The 26,702-nt window shown below is 61.6% G+C and carries 19 protein-coding genes; 12 read left to right on the plus strand and 7 right to left on the minus strand.

What is annotated here, in order from left to right; translation table 11 throughout:
- Together ACT6QH_RS12535 and phaC are read right to left on the minus strand one after the other, a co-directional pair.
- On the minus strand, positions 1-189 hold a 189-nt coding region (locus tag ACT6QH_RS12535), incomplete at its 3' end, for a bile acid:sodium symporter (protein ID WP_444974682.1).
- A gap of 260 nt (positions 190-449) precedes the next feature.
- On the minus strand, positions 450-2,153 hold the full coding sequence (phaC, locus tag ACT6QH_RS12540) for a class I poly(R)-hydroxyalkanoic acid synthase (protein WP_444975352.1): 1,704 nt from the start codon (positions 2,151-2,153) through the stop codon (positions 450-452).
- A 501-nt stretch (positions 2,154-2,654) separates the two neighbouring features.
- On the opposite strand from phaC, the gene ACT6QH_RS12545 reads away from it, so the two are divergent.
- The 7 genes from ACT6QH_RS12545 to ACT6QH_RS12575 all read left to right on the plus strand — a co-directional run bounded on the left by ACT6QH_RS12545 (position 2,655) and on the right by ACT6QH_RS12575 (position 12,039).
- Positions 2,655-2,924: a hypothetical protein gene (locus ACT6QH_RS12545; RefSeq protein WP_444975162.1), complete on the plus strand. Its 270-nt coding sequence runs from the start codon at positions 2,655-2,657 to the stop codon at positions 2,922-2,924.
- 120 nt (positions 2,925-3,044) lie between these two features.
- The gene (locus ACT6QH_RS12550; protein ID WP_444975163.1) at positions 3,045-4,265 is read left to right on the plus strand and encodes an LL-diaminopimelate aminotransferase; all 1,221 of its coding nucleotides are present in this window, start codon (positions 3,045-3,047) and stop codon (positions 4,263-4,265) included.
- A gap of 201 nt (positions 4,266-4,466) precedes the next feature.
- Complete coding sequence (locus ACT6QH_RS12555) at positions 4,467-5,771, plus strand: homoserine dehydrogenase (protein WP_444975164.1); 1,305 nt, start codon at positions 4,467-4,469, stop codon at positions 5,769-5,771.
- Positions 5,772-5,776: 5 nt separating this feature from the next.
- Entirely contained in the window at positions 5,777-6,760 is a 984-nt protein-coding gene (locus tag ACT6QH_RS12560) for a class II fructose-bisphosphatase family protein (protein ID WP_444975165.1), read from the plus strand.
- Between the two features lie 170 nt (positions 6,761-6,930).
- Positions 6,931-8,181: an MgtC/SapB family protein gene (locus tag ACT6QH_RS12565; protein ID WP_444975166.1), complete on the plus strand. Its 1,251-nt coding sequence runs from the start codon at positions 6,931-6,933 to the stop codon at positions 8,179-8,181.
- Between the two features lie 48 nt (positions 8,182-8,229).
- A complete protein-coding gene (gene recJ / locus ACT6QH_RS12570) occupies positions 8,230-10,029 on the plus strand; it encodes a single-stranded-DNA-specific exonuclease RecJ (RefSeq protein ID WP_444975167.1) in 1,800 nt (599 codons plus the stop codon).
- A gap of 207 nt (positions 10,030-10,236) precedes the next feature.
- Positions 10,237-12,039: an OmpA family protein gene (locus ACT6QH_RS12575; protein ID WP_444975168.1), complete on the plus strand. Its 1,803-nt coding sequence runs from the start codon at positions 10,237-10,239 to the stop codon at positions 12,037-12,039.
- A gap of 125 nt (positions 12,040-12,164) precedes the next feature.
- On the opposite strand, the gene argC is transcribed toward ACT6QH_RS12575, so the two are convergent.
- A complete protein-coding gene (gene argC / locus ACT6QH_RS12580; protein WP_444975169.1) occupies positions 12,165-13,217 on the minus strand; it encodes an N-acetyl-gamma-glutamyl-phosphate reductase in 1,053 nt (350 codons plus the stop codon).
- 341 nt (positions 13,218-13,558) lie between these two features.
- Here argC and parE point away from each other — a divergent pair, with 341 nt between their 5' ends.
- Positions 13,559-15,607, plus strand: coding sequence for a DNA topoisomerase IV subunit B (gene parE / locus ACT6QH_RS12585; RefSeq protein WP_444975170.1), 2,049 nt, complete (start codon positions 13,559-13,561; stop codon positions 15,605-15,607).
- A 69-nt stretch (positions 15,608-15,676) separates the two neighbouring features.
- Entirely contained in the window at positions 15,677-16,045 is a 369-nt protein-coding gene (locus tag ACT6QH_RS12590; RefSeq protein ID WP_444975171.1) for a DUF488 domain-containing protein, read from the plus strand.
- An 80-nt stretch (positions 16,046-16,125) separates the two neighbouring features.
- Here the strand turns inward: ACT6QH_RS12590 and hisG are convergent, their stop codons facing one another.
- Positions 16,126-17,106: an ATP phosphoribosyltransferase gene (hisG, locus tag ACT6QH_RS12595; RefSeq protein ID WP_444975353.1), complete on the minus strand. Its 981-nt coding sequence runs from the start codon at positions 17,104-17,106 to the stop codon at positions 16,126-16,128.
- Complete coding sequence (locus ACT6QH_RS12600) at positions 17,106-18,272, minus strand: ATP phosphoribosyltransferase regulatory subunit (protein ID WP_444975172.1); 1,167 nt, start codon at positions 18,270-18,272, stop codon at positions 17,106-17,108. The genes hisG and ACT6QH_RS12600 overlap by 1 nt, the downstream gene beginning before the upstream one ends.
- 183 nt (positions 18,273-18,455) lie before the next feature.
- Between ACT6QH_RS12600 and ACT6QH_RS12605 the strand changes: the two genes are divergently transcribed.
- The gene (locus ACT6QH_RS12605) at positions 18,456-18,734 is read left to right on the plus strand and encodes an exodeoxyribonuclease VII small subunit (protein ID WP_444975354.1); all 279 of its coding nucleotides are present in this window, start codon (positions 18,456-18,458) and stop codon (positions 18,732-18,734) included.
- A 195-nt stretch (positions 18,735-18,929) separates the two neighbouring features.
- Here the strand turns inward: ACT6QH_RS12605 and ACT6QH_RS12610 are convergent, their stop codons facing one another.
- On the minus strand, positions 18,930-19,520 hold the full coding sequence (locus ACT6QH_RS12610) for a protein-S-isoprenylcysteine O-methyltransferase (RefSeq protein WP_444975173.1): 591 nt from the start codon (positions 19,518-19,520) through the stop codon (positions 18,930-18,932).
- A 115-nt stretch (positions 19,521-19,635) separates the two neighbouring features.
- Entirely contained in the window at positions 19,636-20,943 is a 1,308-nt protein-coding gene (locus ACT6QH_RS12615; protein WP_444975174.1) for a hypothetical protein, read from the minus strand.
- Positions 20,944-21,110: 167 nt separating this feature from the next.
- On the opposite strand from ACT6QH_RS12615, the gene pepN reads away from it, so the two are divergent.
- Positions 21,111-23,747, plus strand: a complete 2,637-nt coding sequence (gene pepN / locus ACT6QH_RS12620; protein WP_444975175.1) for an aminopeptidase N — start codon at positions 21,111-21,113, stop codon at positions 23,745-23,747.
- Positions 23,748-24,175: 428 nt separating this feature from the next.
- The gene (locus ACT6QH_RS12625) at positions 24,176-26,512 is read left to right on the plus strand and encodes a PAS domain-containing sensor histidine kinase (protein WP_444975176.1); all 2,337 of its coding nucleotides are present in this window, start codon (positions 24,176-24,178) and stop codon (positions 26,510-26,512) included.
- The last annotated feature ends 190 nt before the right edge of the window (positions 26,513-26,702 follow it).

A 26,702-nucleotide genomic window follows, 5' to 3' on the forward strand; every position in this document is an offset into this window, starting at 1 on the left:
GCTTTCCACCAGCTTGCGGGTGGAGAGGGAGACGCCATAGAGGAAGAAGACAATGGCGATGCCCCAGCTGGCGGCCTTGTCCGCATGCAGAGGGCCACCGGAGACACCAAGCTGCGGCCACAGCAGGGCGAGAAGAACCACAGCGACAAGCGCCGGCAGGAACGGATCAATTTTCAGACGGGCAGACATCGGCTCAGACATATCGGCAGGAAGCAGGGCCCCGGACCATCACGCCGAAAATGGCCCCGGAAAATGTGCAGCCGGCCATCTGCCGGCAGGAATCATGTGTCTCAGAATATGCGCATACACATGATCGCGACCAGTGCTGATGATCTCTGGCAGCTCCCCCACCCTCTCAACACCCATGGGTGGGAACATGAAAAGACCCGGCCCTTTGGAGGCCGGGTCTTCTGCTTTCATGGCTTTTTCAGACGCTTTGCGTTGTGCGGTCAGGACTTTACCTTCACATAACGCCCCGGCGCATCTTCGATCGGCGTCAACCGACCACCGCCCACCGGGCGTGCATCCACCTCTTCAGGGTGCAGATTGGAGAACCACTGATACCAATCCGGCCACCAGGAACCGGCATGCTCCTGCGCACCGGCCACCCAGTCCTCGAAGGGCGCACCCGCCGGTCCATCACTCCAATACTGATACTTGTTCCGCGCAGGCGGATTGACCACGCCGGCAATATGGCCGGAACCGGCCATCACATAGCGCAGCGGCCCGGACATGAGGCTGGCGCCGACATACACCGACTTCGGCGGGGCGATATGATCTTCCCGCGTGGCCAGCGAATAGACAGGCACCTGCACCTTGCTGATATCAATACGGATACCGCCAATCTCGGTTTCACCCTTGGAGATGCTGTTGGTGAGATAGCAGTTGCGCAGATAGAAGGAGTGCCCGGCCGCCGGCATCCGCGTGGAATCGGAATTCCAGTACAGCAGATCGAACGGGAATGGCGATTTGCCCTTCATGTAGTTGTTCACCACATAAGGCCAGATCAGATCATTCGAGCGCAGCAGGTTGAAGGACCGCGCCATCTGGCTGCCCTCCAGATACCCAGCCGCCTTCATCTTGCGTTCCAGAGCGGAAATCTGCCCCTCATCCACGAACACCTTCAGATCGCCCGCATACGTGAAGTCGATCTGCGTGGTCAGGAAGGTGGCGGAGACGATACGATCATCACCCGTGGCGGCCATATAGGCCAGTGTGATCGACAGCAACGTGCCGCCGATGCAGTAACCCACGGCGTGCACCTGCCGCTCGCCAGAGGCCAGGGCCACGACGTCCAGAGCCTTCATGATGCCGTCGCGCATATAATCGCCGAAACTTTTTTCGGCGAGGCGCGCATCCGGGTTGACCCAGGAAATGACGAAAACCGTGAGCCCCTGCCCCACCAGCCACTTGATGAGGGATTTCTCGGCCGTCAGGTCCAGAATGTAGTATTTGTTGATCCATGGCGGTGAAATCAGCACCGGCGTCTTTTTCACCGTCGGCGTTGTGGGCTCATATTGAATGAGCTGCATCAGCTCATTCTCGAACACCACCTTGCCGGGCGTTGTCGCCAGATTGCGCCCCACCTCGAAAGCCCGAATATCGGTCTGGCGAATCTTGAGATCGCCCTTCCCTTCCTTCAGGTCTTCGGTGAAATTCTGCATGCCCTTCACGAGATTTTCGCCCGAAGAGCTCAGAGTTTCACGGATCAGTTCCGGGTTGGTCAGCACGAAATTGGACGGCGCGATGGCGTTCGAGACCTGCTTTACCAGAAACTCGGCCTTGTGCTTTACATGGGGATCAAGGCCCTCGGCCTCCTTCACCATGTCTTCCGCCCAGTTGGATGTGACCAGATAGGTCTGCTTCAGGGCATCAAAGAAGGGGCTGACGTTCCAGCCATCATCCTTGAAGCGCCCATCCTTCGGCTCTGGCGCAGCCACGGGGGATACATTCTCGCCGGAGATCTTCTTCAGCGAGTTGGACCAGATGGACATATAGTCCGTCATCAGCCGGGTCTGGGCCTCCACCGTGCGCTGGGGGTCCCCCATCCAGTATTCCGCCACCTGGCTGAATGTCTTCAGCGCGTCAGCGATGTCATCGCTCATGTCGTCCTTTTTCTGGCCCGCCTCACGCGGGGCCAGATAGGCGGCCATGGCCTTGCCACCCTCTTCCACAAGCTGTGCCAGATTGTGGGCCAGAGTTTCCACATTCAGCTGACGGTCGTCTTCCTGCCCGGCCCCGCCGCGACCGGCACCCTTGGCCCCTGCGCCTGTGTTGCCGGCGCTCTTGCCGGCAGCCTGCGCACCCATCGCGCCAGTCGCAGTCCCCTGGACGCTCAGTCCCTCTTCTCTTGCGACATCGGAAATCCCCCCACCGCTGGAGCCAGTATTTTCTGGTTTCTGCTCATTCGGCGCCATTCCCCAACCCCTTCACACGCACCGCATTTGCATAAAATCCGGTTCGCCTTGTTTCACGCGTCCTGATTTGCGCATATTAACGGGCGAACCGGCCTGGAGCGAGCCTCGCACAAATACGAGGTGTCCGCTTCTTCTTTCAGGGATAAGTGACAGTCCATGTCCTCCATGCGACCCGACACGAACAGTACCCCAACTTTTTCCGCACCGCGTTTCACCGCGGCGGCATGGAAGGGGGCCTTGGCCGTTCTGGCCCTGTCCTGCCTGGCTGCCTGCTCTGGCGAGGACCGTCTTTCCCTGCCATTGCCTCCTGCACATCCGAATGTGGCCAATGTGGAACACGACCAATACCCTACTGTCGGCACAACCGAGAGTACAGGTCGTACCGTTCTGAAGCCCCAACAACGTGTGGCTCTTGAACGGGAGCTGGCGCGTTCCGGCAAAGACAACGGGCGCAGCATCGAAAGCCGCCTTGAGGCAGAAAGCGCAGCCAATGCGGGGACTTACTGAGGATTTTACAGCCTCTCCAGCCCTACAGAGCGCATTCAGTGCTTTCCGAATTGAAGATCAGTGTTAAAAAGACCGACCCCGCGCCAGAAATGTCATACGCGCGGCCTTGGAGCCTAGAAGATGACGACCGATTTCCACCGCATTCGCCGGCTGCCGCCTTACGTGTTCGAGCAAGTGAACCGTGTGAAGGCCGCAGCCCGTAATGCAGGTGTGGATATCATTGATCTCGGCATGGGCAACCCTGACTTGCAGGCGCCGGACCATGTGCTTGAGAAGGTGAAGGAAACCATCGGCAAGCCCCGCACGGACCGCTACTCTGCATCCAAAGGCATTCCCGGTCTGCGTCGGGCACAGGCGGCCTATTATGAGCGCCGCTTCGGCGTGAAGCTGAACCCGGATACTCAGGTTGTCGCCACGCTGGGCTCCAAGGAAGGCTTCGCCAATATGGCGCAGGCCATCACCGCACCCGGTGATGTGATTCTCGCGCCCGATCCGTCCTATCCCATCCATGCCTTCGGCTTTCTCATGGCGGGCGGCGTCATCCGCTCCGTGCCTGTGGAACCGGGGCCAGAATTTTTCCACGCGATGGAAAGAGCGGTGAAGCACTCCATTCCCAAGCCTCTGGCTGTGGTGCTGTGTTACCCCTCAAACCCCACAGCCTGCGTGGCGGATCTTGAGTTTTACAAGGATGTTGTCGCCTTCGCGAAGAAGCATGAGCTGATCATTCTCTCTGATCTCGCCTATGCCGAACTCTATTTTGACGACAATCCGCCCCCTTCCGTGCTGCAAGTGCCTGGTGCCATGGATGTGACGGTGGAGTTCACCTCCATGTCCAAGACCTATTCCATGGCCGGCTGGCGCATGGGCTTCGCCGTGGGCAATGAACGCCTGATTGCAGCGCTGGCGCGGGTCAAATCCTATCTGGATTATGGCGCCTTCACGCCCATTCAGGTGGCGGCCACCGCAGCGCTGAACGGCCCGCAGGATTATGTCTCGGAAATGCGCGAAACCTACAAGAAGCGCCGCGATGCACTGGTGGACAGCTTTGGCCGGTCAGGTTGGGATATCCCCACGCCAAAGGCTTCCATGTTCGCCTGGGCCCCGATTCCCGAGCCCTTCCGTGAGATGGGTTCCGTGGAATTTGCCAAGCTGCTGATCGAGAAGGCCGAGGTGGCCGTGGCCCCTGGCGTCGGCTTTGGTGAGCATGGCGAAGGCTTTGTGCGCATTGCCGTAGTGGAAAATGAACAGCGCATCCGTCAGGCAGCGCGCAACATTCGCCGCTTCTTCGAGCATGATGCGCCCGCGCTTCACAATGTGCTGGCCATGAACCCTTCAGAATAATTGCACAGGGCCGGCGCCGGCCTTTCTTTGCGCGCCGGCCTTGCCTGTCTTCTGCCAGTTGCAGGCGCGGCATCTTGCCCATCTGCAACGGGCCTCTTCCACGCATGGGCTGGCAACAATGCGAGCCATGTCCCTCCCTAGGCGTTGTCTTCGTGAAGGCGGCGTCAATGTCTGACCAGTCGGAAAAAGTCGGTTCGTTTCATGAATGATCTGAAAGTAGGCCTCGCGGGCCTTGGCACCGTTGGCGCTGCTGTCATCCGCATGCTTGAGCGCCGTTCCAACGAACTGGCAGCGCGCACGGGCCGGGACATCAAGGTTGTGGCCGTCGCCGCCCGTGACCGTCACCGTGATCGCGGCGTCGATCTCTCCGCCATGCGTTGGTATGATGACCCTGTCGCGCTCGCGCAGGACCCGGATATTGATGTATTCGTGGAGCTGATGGGCGGCGCGGGAGACCCTGCCAAGGCCGCAGTTTGCGCAGCTCTGGATGCCGGCTGTCCGGTCGTCACCGCCAACAAGGCGCTTCTGGCCGATTGTGGTCTGGATCTGGCCATCCGGGCCGAGGCTTCCGGGGCAAGCCTTCATTTCGAGGCGGCTGTGGCTGGCGGCATTCCGGTGGTGAAAACCCTGCGCGAATCACTGGTTGGCAACCAGCTGGAACGTGTGTCGGGCATTCTCAACGGCACCTGCAACTATATCCTCACCCGCATGCTGGACGAGCGCATTACCTTTGATGACTGCCTCGCCGCCGCCCAGCGCCTGGGTTATGCCGAGGCTGACCCCAGCTTCGATATTGATGGCTTCGATACGGCCCACAAGCTGGCCATTCTCACCTCCCTGGCCTTCGGCACACAGGTGGATTCCAAATCCCTTTATGTGGAAGGCATTCGTCAGCTCACGCTGGAGGATCTCGAGGCAGCAGATGACCTTGGCTACAAGGTGAAGCTGCTGGGCGTGGCCCAGCGTACGGAAACTGGCATCGAGCAGCGCGTGCACCCCACCATGGTGCCCAAGCACTGGCCTCTCGCCCGTGTTTCCGATGTCACCAATGCCGTCGCCATTGATGGTGATGCTGTGGACCTGACCCTTGTCGGCCCCGGCGCCGGTGGCGATGCCACGGCCGCCGCTGTGGTGGGCGATCTGGCGGATGTGGCGCGGGGTAATGCCTGCTTCACCTTCGGCAAGCCTGTCAGCGAGCTGGAGAAACCCTCCCGCGCAGCCATACAGCGCCATGAGGGCGGCTATTATATCCGCCTCACCGTCACCAACCGCCCCGGCACGGCCGCCACCATTGCCCGGCACATGGCGGAAGAAAATATCTCGCTTGAATCCATCGTTCAGCATCGCCCGGCAGAAGGCGCGGGCAACAAGGTGCATGCGACAGCGCGGGTCATTCTCATCACCTATGCCACGACAGAGCAGGCTGTGCGTCGCGCTATTGCCGCCATTGAGGCCGATGGCGTCGTGGCCTCCCTGCCTCAGGTGATCCGCATCGAGAAGGATTGATAAGTATGAGCGACAACCGGATGCTCCAGTCTCTTGATCGGCGGCTGGCCCTTGAGCTTGCGCAGATTACCGAGCGTTCAGCCGTGGCCGCCGCGCGGCTGCGCGGGCGCGGTGATGAGCAGGCAGCTGATATTGCGGCATCCGGCATTTGTTATCGTGAACTGATGCGCACCTCGATTTCCGGCATCGTTGTGGTGGGCGAAGGCGCGGAAGGTGAGGTTGAACATCTTTTTGTGGGCGAGGAAGTTGGCTCCGGCGGCGATACTGTGGATGTCGCCGTGGATGCTCTGGAAGGCACCACCCTGTGCGCCAAGAATCTGGAAGGCTCCATTTCTCTGGTGGCCGTGGCCGAGCGCGGCTCACTGTTGAAGGTGCCGCAGGTGTATATGGAAAAGCTGGCCATTGGCCCCGGCTATCCGGAAGGCATTGTTTCCCTCTCCTGCCCGCCCGAGAAAAATGTGCAGGCGCTTTCCGAGGCGCGCGGCGTTCCCCCATCAGAAATCACGGTGCTGATTCTGGATCGCCCCCGCCACGCAGAACTGGTGGAGGCCGTGCGCAAGACAGGCGCCGCCGTGAAACTGATCTCGGATGGCGATGTGGCCGGTGTCATCCAGACAGCCAATCCACATGAGAGCGGAATTGATATTTATCTCGGCCTTGGCGGTGCTGCCGAAGGTGTGCTGGCCGCTGCGGCGTTGCGCTGCATTGGCGGGCAGATGGAAGGCCGGCTGGTGATCGACAATGAAGACAAGCGCCAGCAGGCCCGCGCGCTTGGCATTACGGATTTCAACCGCACCTATACGCTGGCCGATATGGTCCAGGCAGATTGCATCGTGGCCGCAACTGGCGTGACGGATGGCGCGCTACTGGGCGGAGTGCGTTTCGGCCGCGATGTCATCAAGACAGACACCATGGTGTTGCGGGCCTCCACGGGCACCGTGCGGCGCATCGCTACCGAGCATCGCGATTTCCGCAAATTCCATTTCTGAGTCGCGGGCCCGGTTTGCACGCTGAGGAGCCCCTCTCCGGGGCTGCACCAGAGCGCAGATCATGGGTAAATCATGGACAAGCCGCACCGGCAAATACGTGCTCCTCTGCCAGAAAAGCCGTAATGTCTGTTCCGCAGGCATGATCGCCTCAGCAGGCAGGGAGCCGCCTTATGGAAAATCTGATCTTCCGGCTCGCCATTTCCCTGGCCATTGGTCTGCTGGTGGGTGTGGAACGCGGCTGGCGTGAACGGAAAGAACCCGCAGGCAGCCGCACTGCCGGCATCCGCACCTATGCGCTGTGCGGGCTTTTCGGTGGCGTTTCCGCCTTGCTGACACAAGCGCTTGAAACGCCTGTACCGCTTGTGGTCGCCGGGGTTGTCTATGCAGCCCTGTTTGCCTTCTTCAAGTATCGCGAAATGGTGCAGGATAATGACTATTCCCTCACCAGCCTGATGGCCGCCCTGCTGGTGTTCGCACTGGGAGCACTGGCTGTACTGGGCAATGTTTCCGTGGCCGCGGCAGCCGGCATCGCGACAACCGGCCTTCTGGCGGCGCGGGGTATGTTGCATCAGGCTGTTCGCCACATCACCTGGCCGGAATTGCGTTCGGCCCTGTTGCTGCTGGGCATGACGGTGATTGTGTTGCCTCTGCTACCCAACCACACTCTTGATCCATGGAACAGCATCAATCCCCGGCAAATCTGGCTGTTCATGGTGCTGACTGCCAGCATCTCCTTTGCCGGGTATGTGGCGGTGAAGGTCGCCGGCCCGGAAAGAGGCATCCTGTTCAGCGCGCTGGGTGGAGCGATGGTCTCCTCAACAGCGGTCACCATCGCCTTTGCGCGCCGCTCCCAGGGTGGAGAAGCGCCCGGCCTTCTGGCTGGCGGCGCAGCTCTTGCGGCCATGATTTCCCTTTTGCGAGTATTGGTGATCTGCGCCGTGGTGGCTCCGGGCTTGCTTTCACCTCTGGGCCCGCCAGTGGTTGCGGCAGCTGCCTCTTTCGGCCTTTCGGGCGCTTTACTCATGCACCACGGAACACAGGCGCGGGGTGAAACGAATCTCGGCAATCCATTCGACCTCGTGCCGCTCATGGCATTCGCTGGCATGTTTGGTGCTGTTTCGGCTTTCAGCGGATTTCTGATTCAGACAGTAGGGCCGCAAAGCCTCTATCTGGTCAGCGCCGTCGCCGGCATTGTGGATGTGGATGTGCCTTCACTGAATGCGGCGCGCTTGGCCGGAAATGGGATTTCTGAAGAAGGCGCAGCCCTTTGCATCCTCATCGCCATCAGCATGAATGCGCTGGGACGAGCAGGTTTTGCAGCTGCGGCCGGCACCCGCACCTTTGCTTTTCGCCTCGGTGCGGTCACGCTGATATCCTTGGTCATAGGCTTTGCCGTTCTGGGGCTGCTACGCAGCCTGTGACAGACCATCTCTCGACGCACAGGCCCCTCAGCGGCTAGATAGACAACCGTGATTGCTCAGCCGATAAAACGCCACTTCCTCAATGTCTCCCATTCTGTCACCGGGCGCGCCTGGCGCGAGCGGCTGGATGTGCGCGGGGCGCAAACCAGCCTGGCCATGGTGCAGCGCTATGGCATCAGCGAGCTGCTGGCCCGCGTGCTGGCCGCACGGGAGGTTCCGCTGGAGGATGTGGAGGCCTATCTCGATCCCACCATCCGCGCTTTGCTGCCAGACCCGGATACGCTGACGGACATGGCCGCCGCCGTGAACCGGCTGGCTGATGCCGTACAACGCGGAGAGAAGGTCGCCGTCTTCGGGGATTATGATGTGGATGGCGCCTGCTCCACGGCGCTTCTGGTGGGTATTTTGCGTGCCTGCGGACTGGACCCGCTCTTCCATATTCCAGATCGTATCTTCGAGGGCTACGGCCCCAATGTACCGGCCATCGAGCAGCTTGCCGCACAGGGCGTGCGCCTGCTGGTGACGGTGGATTGTGGCACCACCTCAACCGAGCCGCTGGCCGTGGCCCGCCGTCTTGGCATGGATGTGCTTGTTCTGGATCATCACCAGGCAAATGAGGCATTACCGGAAGCCTGCGCCATCGTGAACCCGAACCGGGAGGATGACCTCTCCGGCCTCGGGCATCTGTGTGCGGCGGGCATCACCTTCGTCACCATGGTGGGCCTGCTGCGCGAGCTGCGCCAGCGTGGGCATTTCACAACCGTCCGTCCGGCGCCGGACCTTCTGGCCGCGCTGGATCTGGTGGCTCTGGCCACGGTGGCGGATGTGGTGCCGCTGCGCGGACTCAACCGGGCCTTTGTCACCAAGGGGCTTCTGGCCCTGCGCCAGCGCCGCCGCATGGGCCTGACGGCACTGATGGATGTGGCGCGGCTGGATGGACCACCCCGCCCCTTCCATCTGGGGTTTCTTCTCGGCCCTCGCATCAATGCCGGTGGTCGCATCGGCGATGCCACATTGGGGGCGCGCCTGCTGCTGACCCAAGACACCATCGAAGCCCAAACCATTGCCACCGAGCTGGACCGGCTTAATGCCGAGCGACAGGAGGTGGAACGCAACATCGTGGCCGCCGCCGAGGCCGAAGCCGACATGGCCATGGGTCAGGGTGATTCAGCCTCTGTCGTGGTGGTCAGCGGTGCGGGCTGGCATCCCGGTGTGGTCGGCCTTGTGGCTTCCCGCCTGAAGGAGCGCTTCCAGCGCCCGGCCTTCGCCATAGCCATGACGGGGGAAACCGGCACCGGCTCCGGGCGCTCCATTCCGGGTGTGGATCTGGGCCGGGCCGTACGGGAGGCTGTGGATAGCGGGCTTCTGCTCAAGGGCGGTGGGCACGCCATGGCTGCCGGACTAACGGTGGAAAAGGCCCGCCTCGGCGATCTGCGCGCCCATTTTGAAAACCGGCTGGCGGCAGATGTGGAACGCGCCCGTGCAGAAGGGGCCATGAGCCTTGATGGCGCGCTGACAGCCACCGCCGCCAAACCCACCCTGGTGGAAACCATCATGCGCGCCGGACCATTCGGGGCCGGCAATCCAGAGCCCGTCTTCGCCTTCCCCAACCATCGCATCAGCTATGCGGAAAGTTTCGGGGCCGGACATGTGCGAGCCCGCATCACCTCACCCGACGGCACCAGCCTGAAGGCCATCGCCTTCCGCTGCGCGCAGGACCCGCTGGGGCAGGCCCTGCTGCATGGGCGTGGGCGGCCCCTCCATGTGGCAGGTTCTCTGGAGCTGGACAGCTGGCGCGGCGAAACACAGGTCGCCCTGCGCCTGAAGGATGTGGCGGAACCGGCCTGATGCCTCAATGCCCAAGGAAATTGCCCTCATTTCCGCTCTCTTCGGGCCCAGAGCTGGTGCCCACTTTACGTTGAAACGTCTATAAGCCAGAAAGCGTCATGTACCGGATAGGGGATAAGAGCGGGCTGCGAGCCACCCTCCATCCGGGCACCGCACATCAGGAGCAGATGGCCGGCGACACCGCGCCATCGCATTGAGGGGCAGCGTATGTTCTCTTCACTTATCGCTCAGATCAGCCAGAAATTCGGCCTCAGCGCCACCCAGGCAGAAGCCGTCATCCGAGCGGCGCTTGGTTTTCTCGAGCAGGCACCGCAAGGGCTGGCTGGGGTGGTGGAACAGGTGAAGGCCGCCGGCCTTTCCGGTGAACCGGAAAGCTGGGCCAATCTTTCCACCCCCGGCCTGGACGCCGAGGGCGCAGGCAAGGTGATGGGCAGCGTCGCCATCTCCTCTCTGGCTCCGCTTCTGGGCAATGCGGCCCAGCAGGCTGGCAATGCTCTGGGTTATGCCCTGCCGAAGCTTCTGGGGCTTGTGACGGATCATGGTCTGCTCCCCGCAACCCTGCCGGATACCGCCCGGCAATTTCTGAATAGAGCTGGAATGCCGGCCGGCCTGCCCGCCGACGCCTTCGTGCCCTCCAAGATGGGAGACTGGCTGGCGCGCGGCATCGTCTTCTCCGCCATGCTGGGCGCGTTGGCCTGGCTGACGCCCTGGCAATCTCTACCCACCTCATCGGACGCGGCGGAACCTGCGGCTGAAACGGCACCCGCGCACGGAATGCCCGCGCATGGCGCCCCTACTCATGAGCCCCCCACAGATGGGGCCGCACCTCATGAAACCACCCCCGGCACTGAAGAGGCTGCGGCTGAAAACATCACCATTCTTCCAGCGCAGCTCACCCTGAAAGAAGACAATGGCGTTCTCACCTATAGTGGTGTTGTCGCCGATGACGACACCCGTGAACGGGTGCTCGCCGCGCTTGAAAACATGTTTGGAGCGGATGCCATTCGCGGAGACATCAAGGTGAACCCGCAGGCGACCAATGCCCCCTGGCTACCCAACCTTGATGCCGAATTGGCCTCCCTGAAAATGCCCGGCCTTGACGCGGGCTTTGATGGCAACAATCTCAAGGTCAATACGCTACCTGCGGGTACGGACCGGGCAGCCCTTCTGGCTGCGCTGCGCCAGTCCTTCGCATCCGGCTCCATCACCCTGCCCTCGACCGTGCAGCCGGCTGCCGACCGCCCTGCCCGTCTCTCCCTGCGCGCTCTGGGAGACAAGATCCTCTATCGTGGTTCCGTGCCCACCACGGCTGATGCGGATTCCGTCAAGGCCACGCTGGCGCAGATTTTCGGTGCAAACAATCTCTCCGGTGACCTGCGAGTGGACCCGCGCTATCAGACGCCGGGCTGGCTCTCCAAGCTGGGCGAAATTCTCGGCCTGCTGAAGAGCCCCGGCTTCAATATCAGCTTCAATGGACCGGATCTGAATATCCGCTCCCTGCTGCCGGGTGTGGATCAGACGGCATTGGTGGAAAAGCTGAAGGCACTGCTGGGCACCGATGCCCAGGTGAAGCTGCCGGACCTCGCCACCCCGCGTCTTTCTGCTGAAAACGCCATGAATGCGCTGAACGCCCTTCAATCCGGCTATGCAGGCAATGATGTGGCCAACACGCTGAACCGCGTCGCCATCGAGTTCGAGACCGGTAGCGCCACGGTGCCGGCCAGCGGGCATGAGGTGATTCTGAAAGCTGCGCAGCTTATCAAGGCTCTGCCCAATGGCGCACAGATCATCATTGAAGGCTACACCGACAATGTTGGCGAAGATGGCATGAACCAGCAGCTCTCGCAGCAGCGGGCAGATGCTGTGAAGGCCATCATGATCGAAGCGGGCCTCCCGGCGGACGACATTTCCGCCACCGGCTATGGCAATGCCAACCCGGTGGATACCAATGACACACCGGAAGGCCGGGCCCATAACCGCCGCATCACCTATGATATCGTCGCCCGCTGAGGCGACGCCCCTCTCCCGCACCTCCTGATGCGGAAGAGGGGCTCCACAGCCTCGCGGCACAGGCAATAAAAAAGGGCGCCCCATGGGAGCGCCCTTTTCTGTTCCAGACTGGAAAGGCAGATGCCTCAGGGCATCAGCGCCACTTGCTGCAAGCCATCCGTTTCCGCAAAGCCCAGCACCAGGTTCATGTTCTGCACCGCCTGCCCGGATGCGCCCTTCACCAGATTGTCGATGGTGGAAAAGACGATGGCCCGGCCCGGCACCCGGTCTGCCACCACACCGAGAAACACCATGTTGGAACCGCGCACGTGGCGCGACTGCGGCACCTGCCCCATGGGCAGCACATGCACGAAAGGCTCATTCTTGTAGAAGCTGGCCAGCACGCCATGCAGGTCTTCAGCCGTGCCACCCGTGGTGCGCACATAGATGCTGGCATAAATACCCCTGTTCATCGGCACCAGATGGGGCACGAACATGGGCGTAACCGGCCGCCCGGCCGCCTTGGAATATTCCTGGTCCAGCTCACCCATATGCCTGTGGCCGCTGGCGGAATAGGCATGAATGCCCTCCGAAACCTCGGAGAACAGCATGGCCTCCTTCGCCGCACGCCCTGCCCCGGACATGCCCGTCTTGGAATCCACCACGATGGTTTCCGGGTCGATCGCACCGGCTTCCAGCAGCGGCACCACTGGCAGAATGGACGTGGTGGTGTGGCAGCCCGGATTGGCCACAAGGCGCGCCTTGCGAATATCTTCCCGGTAGATCTCCACCAGCCCGAAGGCTGCTTCCTTCTGCAATTCCAGCGCCGCATGGGGGTGGCCATACCACTGCTCATAGGCCCCCGGATCCTTCAGCCGGAAATCGGCCGAAAGATCCACGATCCTGAGCTTCGGGTAAGTTGCCAGAAGTTTCTGGATAACCTGCTGCGTGGTGCCATGGGGCAAAGCGCAGAACACCAGATCAATGCCGGAATAATCCACCTCATCAATGGTGGTCAGCCGGGGCAGATCATAGGGAGCAAACTGGGGAAAGACCTCTGCCATGGACAGACCGGCCTTCCGGTCCGCCGTCAGCGCAACAAGCTCCACTCGCGGATGGCGCAGCAGCAGGCGCACCAGTTCGGCGCCGGTGTAACCGGAAGCGCCTAGAACCGCGATTTTCGCCTTTGCTTCAGCCATTGTCCTCTCTCCATTCTCCTCCGGCGCGCGTCAGCGTATCTGCGCCGGGTAAGGCTATCTACACTCTTCCCACACCAGACGAAAGCACAAGCCGCAGGCCAGTTCCAGTTCTGCCCGCCAACTGACCCAGAATTTGTTTTCTTTTTGTTCCGCATGAGACTCGGCCTGAGAGAGCTTTCATGCCAAAATGGTGCTTTCAGGCACAGATTCCCTCCGCCTGCTGGCCCTTGTTAAGTTTCACTTGTTAAGGGTCACATGGCAGAAGTGGAATGGCACTCTCCGGCATGGCCGGAAAGGCTGCTGTTGTGCCTGCTCAGGCTTCTATTCGGCTTTCGAGGTCCATGTCCGAGTCCGACGATCTTTTCGCCGCCCCATCCGCCAGCCCCAAGGCCGCCGGCTCATCCCGCCCGGCGCGATCGAAGGCGCCTGTCAGCGTGCCCACCATGGCAAGCGAATATACCGCCGCGCATATCGAGGTGCTGGAGGGGCTGGAGCCCGTGCGCCGTCGCCCCGGCATGTATATTGGCGGCACGGATCAGAAGGCCCTGCACCATCTCTTCGCCGAGATCATCGACAATGCGATGGACGAGGCTGTCGCCGGCCATGCCACCTTCATCGAGGTGCAGCTCTCGGCTGATGGCTTCCTCTCCGTCTCCGATAATGGCCGTGGCATTCCGGTTGAGGACCACCCGAAATTTCCCGGCAAGTCAGCGCTCGAAGTCATCATGACCACGCTGCATGCCGGCGGCAAATTCGACAGCCAGGTTTATGAAACCTCCGGCGGCCTGCATGGCGTGGGCGTTTCTGTGGTCAACGCGCTCTCTGATGTGCTGGAGGTGGAGGTTGCCCGCAACCAGACTCTCTACCGGCAAACCTTCTCGCGCGGTCTTCCGCAAGGCCCGCTTGAGGAGGTGGGGCGCATCAACAACCGCCGCGGCACCCGTGTGCGTTTCCACCCCGACCCGGAAATTTTCGGCGACAGCGCCCGGTTCGAGCCGGCGCGTGTGTTCCGCATGGCCCGTTCCAAGGCCTATCTGTTCGGCGGCGTGGAAGTCCGCTGGAATTGTGAAGAAACCCTGCTGAAGCCGGATGGCGATATTCCCGCCAAGACCGTCTTCCGCTTCCCTGATGGTCTGAAGGACTATCTCGCCAGCGAGATTACCGGCCACACGCTGGTGCATCCGGATATTTTTGCCGGCCGTTTGCAAAAAAAGGGCGGCCATGGCTCCGTGGAATGGGCCGTCGCCTGGCTGGCGGGGGCCGATGGCAGCATTGATTCCTACTGCAACACCATTCCCACGCCGGATGGTGGCACCCATGAAAATGGCCTGCGCGCCGTGCTGCTGAAAGGCCTGCGAGACCATGCAGAACGCTCCGGCCACGGCAAGCGCGGCGGCATCATCACCGGCGATGATGTGATGGCTGGCTGTTCAGCCATGCTCTCCGTCTTTGTGCGCGAACCGGAATTCCAGGGCCAGACCAAGGATCGCCTCGCCACAACAGAGGCCGCACGCATTGTTGAAAGCGCCCTGAGAGACCCGTTCGATCACTGGCTCGCGGCCAATCCGGCACAGGCCACCCGCCTGCTGGACCATGTGATTGACCGGGCCGAAGAACGCCTGCGCCGCAAGCAGGAAAAGGAAGTTGCCCGCAAGACCGCCGTGCGCAAGCTGCGCCTGCCCGGCAAGCTGGCCGACTGTTCCAATACAGACGCCACGGGCTCAGAACTGTTTCTGGTGGAGGGCGACTCGGCCGGCGGCTCCGCCAAGCAGGCGCGGGATCGCAAGACACAGGCGGTGTTGCCTCTGCGCGGCAAGATTTTGAATGTCGCCAGTGCCGGACGCGACAAGCTGGCCCAGAACCAGCAGCTGACAGACCTTGGCCAGGCGCTGGGCTGCGGTACTCTCAGCCATTATCGAGAAGCCGATCTGCGCTACGAGAAGGTCATCATCATGACCGATGCGGATGTGGATGGTGCCCACATCGCCTCCCTTCTCGTCACCTATTTCTTCCGGCAGATGCCGAAATTGATAGAGCATGGCCATCTTTATCTGGCTGTGCCGCCGCTCTATCGCATCACACAGGGGGCCAAGACCCTCTATGCCCGCGATGACGCCCACAAGGATCAGCTTCTGAAGAAGGAATTCAAAGGCAAGGGCAAGGTGGAGATTGGCCGCTTCAAGGGCCTTGGCGAAATGATGCCGGCCCAGTTGAAGGAAACGACCATGAGCCCTCTCACCCGCACCCTGCAACGGGTTTCCATAGCCGATGCGGAAGAGGCGGCCACGGCGGATCTGGTGAGCCGGCTGATGGGCAACAAGCCCGAAGCCCGCTTCAGCTTCATTACCGAACATGCCGCCTTCGCAGATGAGGAACTGCTGGATATTTGACGCGGCTTTTTTCCGCAGAAATGTCCTATTCTGCCCTTCGCTGGACCCTTCAGGTCAGGAAATGGTGGAATGCCCGCTCCTTCCGGCAAGATGCTGCATGTGAAACGGATATATGAGCCCGCAGGGCCGGATGATGGTTTCCGCATTCTGGTGGATCGGGTTTGGCCCCGCGGCATGTCGCATGAGAAAGCGCATCTTGAGCTGTGGCTGAAAGAGATCGCCCCGAGCACTGAGCTGCGCCAATGGTTTGGTCATCTCCCAGAACGCTGGGAGGTTTTCCGGCAGCGCTATTTGGATGAGCTCAGGACCAATACCGGAGCCGTCGCCACCTTGCGGGGATATATGGAGCGCGGACCTGTCACCCTGCTCTATTCAGCCCAGGATGAAGCGCACAATCAGGCGCTGGTGCTGCGGGATTATCTGCTGGCGGAAGCATGAAGGGGGGTGCCCACACCAGAACGAAAAAGGCCGCATGCACGCACATGCGACCTTTCTAGCCAGCTGGAAATGCACGGGTCTCAGCGCCCGTTCAGGCGTGCATCCAGCGCTTCATACAGCGGATTATCCGAAGCGAAGACATATTCCAGCGGGCTCACCGTCACCATGCCAGCCCCCTTCTCACGCAGAAAACGGGTCAGCCCATGCAGCGTGGCCGGCGGGCAATGCAGCGTCAGCATGCCAGAAGAGGTCGGCCCACCGAAGGGAGCGACGCACTGATAATCGCGCACCGCTTCTTCCACCAGATTCGTATCGAGATTGACGCAGCGTGTGCGCACCTCACGCATGGTGCGGGCCCGCTTCTCTGCCCCCAGCCTGTCGAACATATCACAAGCCGCAGCGCGCGTGATATCATCCCACGGCGCCGTGAGAGAGGCGACGAGATTGGCCTGAGACTTCAGCATCACCCCATCATCCACCACCTTCAACCCATTGGCGGTGAGGGTGGCACCCGTGGATGTGATGTCGACAATCAGCTCCGCCGTGCCGGCTGCGGGCGTGCCTTCCGTCGCGCCCGCGCTCTCCACAATGCGGTAATCAATGATGCCGTGGCGGGCGAAGAAGCTCCGCGTCAGATTCACATATTTGGTGGCGACGCGGATACGCTGCCCGGTGCGACCATGGAAATGGCTGGCCACATCGTCCAGATCCTCCATTGTGCGCACATCAATCCAGGCCTGCGGCACGGCCACCACCACATTGGCATGGCCAAAGCCCAGCGCTTCCAGAAGGGTCACGCGGCTGTCCGCATCCAGAATATTCTCGCGGACGAGGTCTTCACCCGTCACGCCGATATGAGCCGTGCCAGCGGCCAGTGCACCGGCGATCTCGGATGCGGAGAGATAAGCCACCTCCACATTCGCCACCCCGGCCAGCGCACCGCGATATTCACGCGCGCCACGTGCCTGCTTCAGCGGCATGCCGGCGCGGGCGAAATAGGCGTGCACATTCTCCTGAAGACGCCCCTTGGAGGGCACAGCAAGGATCAGGGGGCCGCTCATCATGCACCTTCCTGCACAGGAGTTTCCAGAAGCGCCAGACGTTCCAGCCAGGCCGCCAGACCAATGCCGGGCACTGTTTCCGAGGCCCCCAGCCGCCCCAGCAGCTTGTCATAGCGCCCACCGGCCACCAGCGGCCCATCAGCCCGGCCGGCCGGATCATGCAGCTCGAAAACCATGCCGCTGTAATAATCCAGCGGGCGACCAAAGGCCGTAGAGAAGCGCACGGCGGACAGGTCCACCCCCAGCGCGGTGAAGAAACCGGCGCGTTGATCGAACTGCTTCAGTGCGGCGGAAAGGTCGATACCCGCTTCCTGCGCCAATGCCCGCATGCGGGCTGAAGCTTCATCCGGCTCCCCGGAAATGGCGAGGTAGCGCGAAAGAATTTCGGCGGCTTCATCGGAAACACCACCGGCATCCAGCTCTGCCTGCTCCAGAAAACGCTCGGCGATTTCCGTGACGGAACGCCCACCAACGGTGGAAATGCCGGCGATGGAGAGCAGATCGGTAATCAGCGCACGCGCGGCTTCCGGGTCTGCCCCGTTCAGCGCAGCGAGCACGCCCGCATGGCGGGCCTCCGCCGGTCCACTCTCCTGCCCGTTTGTCTTGCGGCGGAAATCCGTGCTGATCCGGCCCTGACCGAAATCCTTCATCAGGCGACGGCGCTGGGCCGGAGCCAGCGGCAAGGCATCCAGCAGGGCCGAGAACAGGCCCACATCACCCAGCCGGATCTCTGGTGTATCCAGACCGTAGATGGCGCAGACTTCAAGGCCCAGTGCCAGCATCTCGGCATCGGCAGCCTCAAGATCCGGCCGACCGAAGGATTCAACGCCAGCTTGCAGGAACTCGCCCGGCGCGGTGCCACGGAAACGGAACACCGGCCCCAGATAGCTCACTGTAGCCGGCAGCGGCATGTCCTCTTCCAGCACGGCGCGCGCCACCGGAATGGTCAGATCCGGCCGCAGGCACAATTCACGGCCTTGCGCATCACTGGTGAAATACATCCGGCGACGGATGGATTCGCCGGAAAGATCCAGAAACACATCCGCCGGCTGGAGAATGGGGGGATGAACGCGCCGGAACCCGGCAGCGTCGAAGTGCGCGACGAGCGCCTCCTCAAGAAGGCGCGGGTCTTGGGTGAGATTGGGCGCGGGCACCGCGGCAGACATATCTTATTCTTCCATGGGAATGTCAGCGCGCTTCTAGCAAAGGCGCGCCCTTTGGGCCACCCCAATGGCCCTCGGCCTGCCATGCTGTCGTTTGCACCGGCTTTCTCCACAGGCTGTCTTAAGGCCGGGGCGTAGCTCGTCTATGGTGGCGGCGAACCAGCCAGAGGAGACGACATGGCCGAGATGGAAGCAGGCGCCGCGAAGGGCAAAGCCGGCGCAAAGGGCGTGGACGTGAACACGCTGAGCTTTGAACGTGCTCTGGAGGAACTGGAAGCGATTGTCTCCAGCCTGGAAGCCGGAAATGTACCTTTGGAGCAATCCATCGCCATTTATGAGCGCGGAGAAGCCCTCAAGGCGCGCTGTGAAGCTCTGCTGAAGGCGGCGGAAGCGCGGGTGGAAACCATCACCCGCGACGCCGATGGCGCTCCCATCGGCACAGCCCCGCTGGACCAGCGCGACTGAATAAAAGCCGCCGGCTGTCTCATTCTGGCACAGCCGGCCCTGATCCCACCCCGAGCAAATTGCTGAATGGGAAGATAAGGCGAACGCATCGCGTCCGAATCGGGCCCTGTGGATAAAGCCCGGTTTGTTCCATACCCCAAGTGGGAGAGGGTCGAATCACCCCCCTCCCGCAGATGAACGGGCCGGCCTTCTGGCTCAGTAAATGCCGGGAATGATGCGCTTGCTGCGCTGCATATAGGCATCATATTCCGGGCCGAAGGCTTCCCGCATCATCTGCTCTTCCCGCCCCACGCGGAAGAAGAACAAAATGCCGAAACCGACCAGCCCGGCGAGGCCGGCAATCAGGTTTGGCAGCAGCAGAAGCTGCGCCACGGCCCAGAGAAAAAAGGCCGAATACATGGGGTGGCGCACATGACGATAGACGCCATCCGTCACCAACTTGTGCTGCTCCTTGATTTCCAGCGTCACCGACCAATCGCGGCCAATGGCCTTGTGCGTGCTCCAGAACAGCCAAAGCGCGCCAATGAATACTGCGATGCCCGCCACCACCTGCACACCCGTAATGGGGTAAGATGCAGCGGCCGGCCAGCCAGTTACCGCATAGATGCCCGGAATGATGCCCAACCCACAGGTGGAGATGGTGAGCAGCGTCATATCCCGCAAATTGCGGTGGCTCGCATCCTTCACCTTCTGCCGGCGCGCTTTGCGCTGAAAGGGAATGCGCAGCACATACCAGCACACGACACCCAGCGCCCAGGCAATTTTCGAAATGGCAAGCAGGCTCATCAAACATTCCTGAAGAGAGAAACAAGGCCAGCCGGACAACACATGCCCATGCGGCGGCAGAAGAGAACAGAAAGCCGCGCTGGCGCGGCAATGCAACCGGAAAAGGGAGTTTGCCTCATCCCGACACCGCGACGTCGGGGGAAGACTCTCCACCCTTGGCAGCATCCTTCGATACGTTGCGCAAGGCACCGGCTTCATCCACGAAATCCATCAGGCCGCTTGTTGTGGCAGCCAGCCGGTCAAACCGCACCGGGCCGCAGATATAGGCATGAAACTCATGGGTCGAGCGCTTGTCATTAGCCAGAAAGCACTGACAATGCAGACGCATGATATCGAAATGGAAGCGCCGGTAGGTGGCCGGGGTCAGCATATCCTCAATGGCCGTGTGGCGGATCAGCGGACGCGCCGAGAAATCCCCCACCACGCTGTTCTGATCCATGATCTGCGCCGGTGCCAATGTGACCGGATTGACCTTGTAGAAGCTCACAATGTCATCGCGTGACTGGATCTCCAGCCAACCGATCCATGAGGCTGCCGCCACTTCATGAGCAGCCTTGCGCAGGCGCTCCCCGGCCGGATGCAGGGCAAACTTGATGGTGGTGCTGCCAAGGGTCAGCAAACGCACCGGCACATGGCGCCCAAAATCCGGGTCTTCCCGCAGGGCTTCAGCCACCGCGCTCACCAGATGCATCGCGCCAAGGCTGTGGCCGGCTATGACAACCTCATCCAGCCCTTCAGCGTCAGCCTGCTTCACGACCTCGGCGATGCGGCGGCCAAAGGCCCGCACCCGCGCATCCAGCGCCGGATGGCGATTGCGGGCATAATCCACCGAGAATTCTGCCAGATCGAGAGACTGGCGCAGTCTCAGCCGCCGGCCGGGCCAACGCATCAACCCCAGCCCGCAGGCGAGGCCCGCAAGCCCGGCCAGCAGAGCCGCAGGCGCAGTTCCCAGATATGGCGCCAAAAGATGCCCCATCACAAAACCCAGCCCCATGGCCAGCGCCCAGATGACCAGCAGGGCCAGATAAGTGAAGAGAAAGAACAGCCCGTAGCGGCGGCTGGCCCCGAAATAACGTTTCAGCGTGCCGCTGGTGAACATATCCGCCAGCGCCCGCACCGAGCCTGCAAAATGGGACCAGAGCGGGCGCTCCATATCTGCCCGCACCAGATCATCCCATGCCAGCAGCTCGAAGGTCGCGTCAGTTTCCCAGCCCTGCCCCTGCGTATGCACATGCCACAGCGCGCCGGTGGATGTGGGAATAGGCCGGGCATCCTCACACCGGGCCGAGACCGACCACACCGAGGCAAAACGCTGCAATTCCCGAGTGAAGACCCGGAAATGCTCATCCGCTCTCATCGGATGATATCCCGCCACGAAGAAAACATGGCGTCGCTTCACGCGCCCCGCGCGGCTCTGCTGCATGCCGGCCTTCTAGCGGAGAGCTCCGCGCTTGACCAGACGTGAAAACAAAGCCCAGCAGTGGCGGGCCAGCTTTCCTCGGCCCGCCACGCATTCTACTCTGCACATGTCATGCGGGCCGGCGGGCCCTGAGTCCTTTCCCGCCATATGGTACCGTCAGGAGTTCTTTCATGTCGCACGACACCGAGACCCAGCTTATCCGCCTTGCCGATTATCGCCCGCCCGAATGGCTGGTGGAGACGGTTCATCTCGATGTGTCGCTGCACCCTACCCAGACCCGTGTCACAGCCCGCCTCGCATTGAAGCGCAACCCGAAGGGAACGGTCGGTGCGCCGGTGGTGCTGGAAGGTGATGGCCTGACGCTGGTGCGCCTCACCATTGACGGCACGCCTCTGGCCGGTTCCAGCTACAGCGCCACACCTGACAGGCTGACCCTGCCCAACCCGCCGGCAGACGACTTCGCGCTGGAAATCGAAACGCTGCTAGACCCCACGGCCAATACCCAGCTCATGGGCCTTTACCGCTCATCCGGCAATTACTGCACCCAGTGCGAGCCGGAAGGCTTCCGCCGCATCACCTATTTCCCGGATCGGCCGGATGTCCTGTCCGTCTACACCACCCGCATCGAGGCCGATAAGGAAGAGGCGCCCGTGCTTCTTTCCAATGGCAACCTCGAAAAGAGCGGCCCGGTGGAGGACAAGCCCGGCCGTCATTATGCGGTGTGGCATGATCCGTGGCCGAAGCCCTCTTATCTGTTCGCGCTTGTGGGCGGCAAGCTGGCCAAGGTAGCCGACCATTTCGTCACTGCTTCCGGCAAGCCGGTGGAACTTGGCATCTATGTGGAGCAGGGCAAGGAGAAACTGGCCGGCTATGCGATGGATTCGCTCAAGCGCTCCATGCGCTGGGACGAGGAAAAGTTCGGCCGTGAATATGATCTCGACGTGTTCAACATCGTCGCCGTGTCGGATTTCAACATGGGCGCGATGGAGAACAAGGGGCTGAATGTCTTCAATGACAAATATGTTCTCGCCAGCCCGCAGACCGCGACAGATGGTGATTATGCCGGCATTGAGGGCGTAATCGCCCACGAATATTTCCATAACTGGACCGGCAATCGCATCACCTGCCGCGACTGGTTCCAGTTGTGCCTGAAGGAAGGGCTCACCGTCTATCGCGACCAGGAATTCTCGGCGGATGCGCGCTCACGCCCGGTGAAGCGCATTTCAGATGTCCGCGTTCTGAAGGCCGCCCAGTTCACCGAGGATGGCGGCCCCCTCGCCCACCCGGTGCGCCCGAACGCCTATCGCGAGATCAACAATTTCTACACGGCCACGGTCTATCAGAAGGGGGCCGAGCTGGTGCGCATGCTCAAAACCCTTCTGGGCGAGCGCGGCTTCCGCGCCGGCATGGATCTGTATTTCCAGAATCATGATGGCGAAGCCGCCACGATTGAGGATTTCCTCTCCTCCTTCGCCGAAGCCACCGGGCGCAATCTCTCCCAGTTCGCCCTGTGGTACGAGCAGGCCGGCACGCCCCAGCTCAAGGTTTCCGGCACCTATGATGCCTCCGCTGGCACCTACCGGCTGGATGTGACCCAAACCGTGCCCCCCACCCCCGGCCAGAGCGACAAGCAACCCATGGTCATTCCGCTGGCGCTAGGGCTTGTTGGCCCGAATGGTGCCGACATGCCGCTGATGCTGGGTAACCAGCCCGTGGAAAATGGCGTGGTGGAAATCAATCAGGCGCAGCAGAGCTTCCTGTTTACCGGGCTGGATGCCGCGCCGGTTCCCTCGCTCAATCGCGGCTTCTCCGCGCCGGTCAATGTGGTGAGCGACCTCACCCAGAAGGATCGGGTGCTGCTGGCAACCTCGGACAGTGATCCGTTCAACCGCTTTGACGCCTTCCAGGGCATTGCGCTGGACATGCTGAAGGCCGCCGCGCGCGAGGGCCGCGAACTGCATGTGGACGCCCTCTCCAGCGCCGCCCACCGCCTGCTGCAGGACAAGGCTCTGGACCCGGCCTTCAAGGCACAGACCCTCTCCCTGCCCGGCGAGCAGGAAGTGGCCCGCGAACTGGGGCAGAATGTGGACCCTGATGCAATCCACACCGCCCGCAAGACCTTGCACGAAGCACTCGGCACGACCCTTCAGGCCGAGTTCACCACCCTTTATCAAGACCTCGCCCCGGAAGGCGGCTTCAAGGCGGATGCGGCCTCTGCCGGCCGGCGCGCCCTGCGCAATCTGGCGCTGGATTATCTGGCCACGACAGCTACTGCGGATGGCATTGCGCGGGCCCTGACACAGTTTAATGTGGCAGACAATATGACAGAGCGCTTTGCTGCTCTCGCCACGTTGAGCCGGCACGATGTGCCTGAGCGTGAGCAGGCTCTCAATGCCTTCTACAACCAGTTCCAGAATGATCCTCTGGTGATTGACAAGTGGCTGATGCTTCAGGCCCAGATTGCCGCACCCGATACGCTGGACCGGGTGAAGGGGCTGATGACGCACACCGCCTTCTCGCTGGCCAACCCCAACCGCGTGCGGGCGCTTGTCGGGGTCTTTGCCCATGGCAACCCCACCCAGTTCAACCGTGCCGACGGCGCCGGATATGACTTCGTAGCCGATGTGGTGCTGAAGCTGGATGGCAAGAACCCACAGGTCGCCTCCCGCCTGCTGTCCTCCTTCCGCAGTTGGCGTCAGCTGGAACCCGTGCGGCGCGCCGCAGCCGAAAGCGCCTTGCGCCGGGTAGCAGAAACCCAGGGCCTTTCCGTGGATGTGGCTGATATCGCCACACGCTCCCTCGCCTGAATTGCCCAGCCTCAAAACATGGCCCAGTGTCCCACCCGGACACTGGGCCATTCTGATTCAGAGCAAGCCTTCGGGCATGGTGACGGCCCAATATGATGAGCCGGCTACTTTAAGCCCGCCGCATGCCTCTCAAATTTGAAGGGAGCGGCCTGCAAATCCGCTTCAAATCACAATTTTGACAATTATCCCCCTCTTCCACAAGCAATGCAGAATATGGTTAACCGACTTTCCATTGCTGCCGCGGACTTGCGGGGAATCAGCCGAAAAATTACGTGCCTTGACACCCCCGCCACGCTGGACAAATCACCCCCGATTCGATTCCAATGGACCCGATTCGGAGAGATGCGGCACGTCCCTCCAGATCGTGGACGTGGGGGCGAAGAACTTAGGCCGTTCCAGACCCCCGAAGGACCCTGAGGAGACCGGCGATGGCACGCGCCAACGCGGCGAGCGCCGGCGCGCGCGACCCGGCCATACGTGGCCTGGCGCGGTCGATCGCGCGCCCTGCGTATCAGCGTTTGCTCGATGCAGAACCCATTCTGCGTCGCATTGTACCTGCACTCATCGTCACCTTTCTGGTGGTGATCGGGGTGGGTGCACTGGTGCAGGTGCACACGCAACGCATCACAGTTCTGGACAATGCGAAGGATGACCTTTCGCTGCTGGCTCTGGCCACCAGCGAAGGGCTGGCCCAGCGCATGGGTGCAAGCCTTGAAGGCGTGGAAGATGCTCTTCTCGCCGCCCTGCCTCCGCGCGCAACGGAGCAGGGCCGGCGCGTTTATGTCACGGACAGCACCGGAAGCATCATCGCCACGGCCCCCCGTACCCTCAAGGCGCCGCAGGCCCTGTCTCAGCTGATTGACCCGGCACAGCCCCTCGTGGTGTTTGCCGAACATGCCGGCGTGCTCGAAGTGCCCGTGGCCGGGCAAAGCATGCTGGCCACCGTGCACAATCTGCGCGGCCCTCTGGGGCAGCTTGTCTACCTCCAGCCGACGGAGCGTGCGCTCTCCACCTGGTCCGACACCACGGCCCTTACAGTCACGCTGTTCACCACCACGGGCGCGGTGCTTCTCATTCTCGGCTTTTCCTTCCACTGGCAGGCACGCCGTGCCCGCGAGGCGGACCATATCTACGACACCGTACAGCGGCGCATCCACACTGCGCTCAACCGCGGCCGCTGCGGCATGTGGGATTGGGACATGGCGCGTGGGCGCATGTACTGGTCTGACACCATGTATGAAATTCTCGGGCTGGAGCGGAAGGATGAGCTGATTTCCTTCGGCGAGATCCGCAAGCTCGTGCATCCCGATGATGGCGACCTGTATGAACTGGCGCAGGAACTGGCCGACCGCCCCGGTTCTTCCGTGGATCGCGTTTTCCGTATGCAAACCGCCAAGGGCCACTATGTGTGGCTGCGCATGCGCGCGGAAGTGGTGCAGCAGGCAGGCGAGGAAGGCCCTCACCTGATCGGTATCGCCATGGATGTGACCGAGGCCCAGCATATGGCCGAGCGCACCGTGACCGCAGACATGCGCCTGCGCGACGCCATTGAGAGTATCTCGGAATCCTTCGTGTTGTGGGATAATCAGAACTGCCTCGTGCTCTGCAACTCCAAGTTCCAGACCCTGCATGAGTTGCCCGATGAAGCCATCCGCGCCGGCACCTCCTTCGATACCATCGCCTCTCTCGGCCGCCACCCGGTGACCCGCACTCCCCTGCCCCCGGAAGACAAGCCGGAAGAAGGCACCCGCGCCTTCGAGGCTCAGCTTTCCAATGGCCGCTGGCTCAAGATTGCCGAGCGCCGTACCAAGGATGGCGGCTATGTGTCGGTGGGCACCGACATCACCACCATGAAACGCCATGAGGAACGCCTCAAGGCCAATGAAGAGCGACAGAAAAAGCTAATTTCCGATCTGCGAAACTCGGAAGATACGCTGAAGCATCAGGCGCAGAGTTTGGAACTGAATGCGCAGGAACTGGTGGAACTGGCGCAAAAATACTCTGAAGAGCGCAACCGCGCCGAAAGCGCCAACCGTGCCAAGAGTGAGTTCTTGGCCAATATGAGCCATGAACTGCGCACACCACTTAACGCGATCATCGGTTTTTCCGAGATCATGGAAAGCGGCATGTTTGGCCCGCTGGGGGCCCCGAAATATTCGGAATATTGTTCCGATATCAAGGATTCCGGTAAATATCTGCTCGATGTTATCGACGATATTCTCGACATGTCCAAGATCGAGGCCGGGCGGATACAGCTTGAGGTGGAAGAAATCGCTCTGGGCGAAATCATTGCAGACGCTATGCGCGTAACCGCCGTGAACGCCAATGAGAAGAGTATCTCCATGACGACGGAGCCGGAAGAGCCTCTGGATATTCATGGAGACAAGCGAGCGCTGAAGCAGGTTCTGCTGAACCTTCTATCCAATGCCGTGAAATTCACGCCCGAGGGTGGCAATATCACAGTGAAGGCGCGGATGCGGGGCGACACGGCCATGATCGCTATCGTGGACAGCGGTATCGGCATCGCCCGCGATGCACTGGCACGTCTGGGCCGGCCGTTCGAGCAGGTGGAGAGCCAGTTCACCAAAACCCATAAGGGCTCCGGGCTTGGGCTTGCCATCGCCAAATCGCTGGTGGAACTGCATGGTGGCACCATGCGCATCCGCTCTGAAGAAGGGGTTGGAACGGCTGTGGTGGTGCGCCTGCCCGTGCAGTGCCGACCACCCCAGCCCAATGAGCTTCCCAGAATAGCAGCCAATGCCTGATAAGCCCGACAGGGCTTAAGCCTCAGGCGGGCCAGCCCCTGTCTACACCCTGCTTTGCCGCTGATAGCAGATCAAGGACAGGGCGAATGCTTCAGCCCCTCAGCAGCCAGCATGTAAAGCACGTCAACAGGCCGCAGCTCTACGGCCTGTTTCTACTGCGCCTCTACCGCCACTCGTTTCTCATCCCGCC

Source organism: Haloleucobacter albus (genome assembly GCF_052492075.1).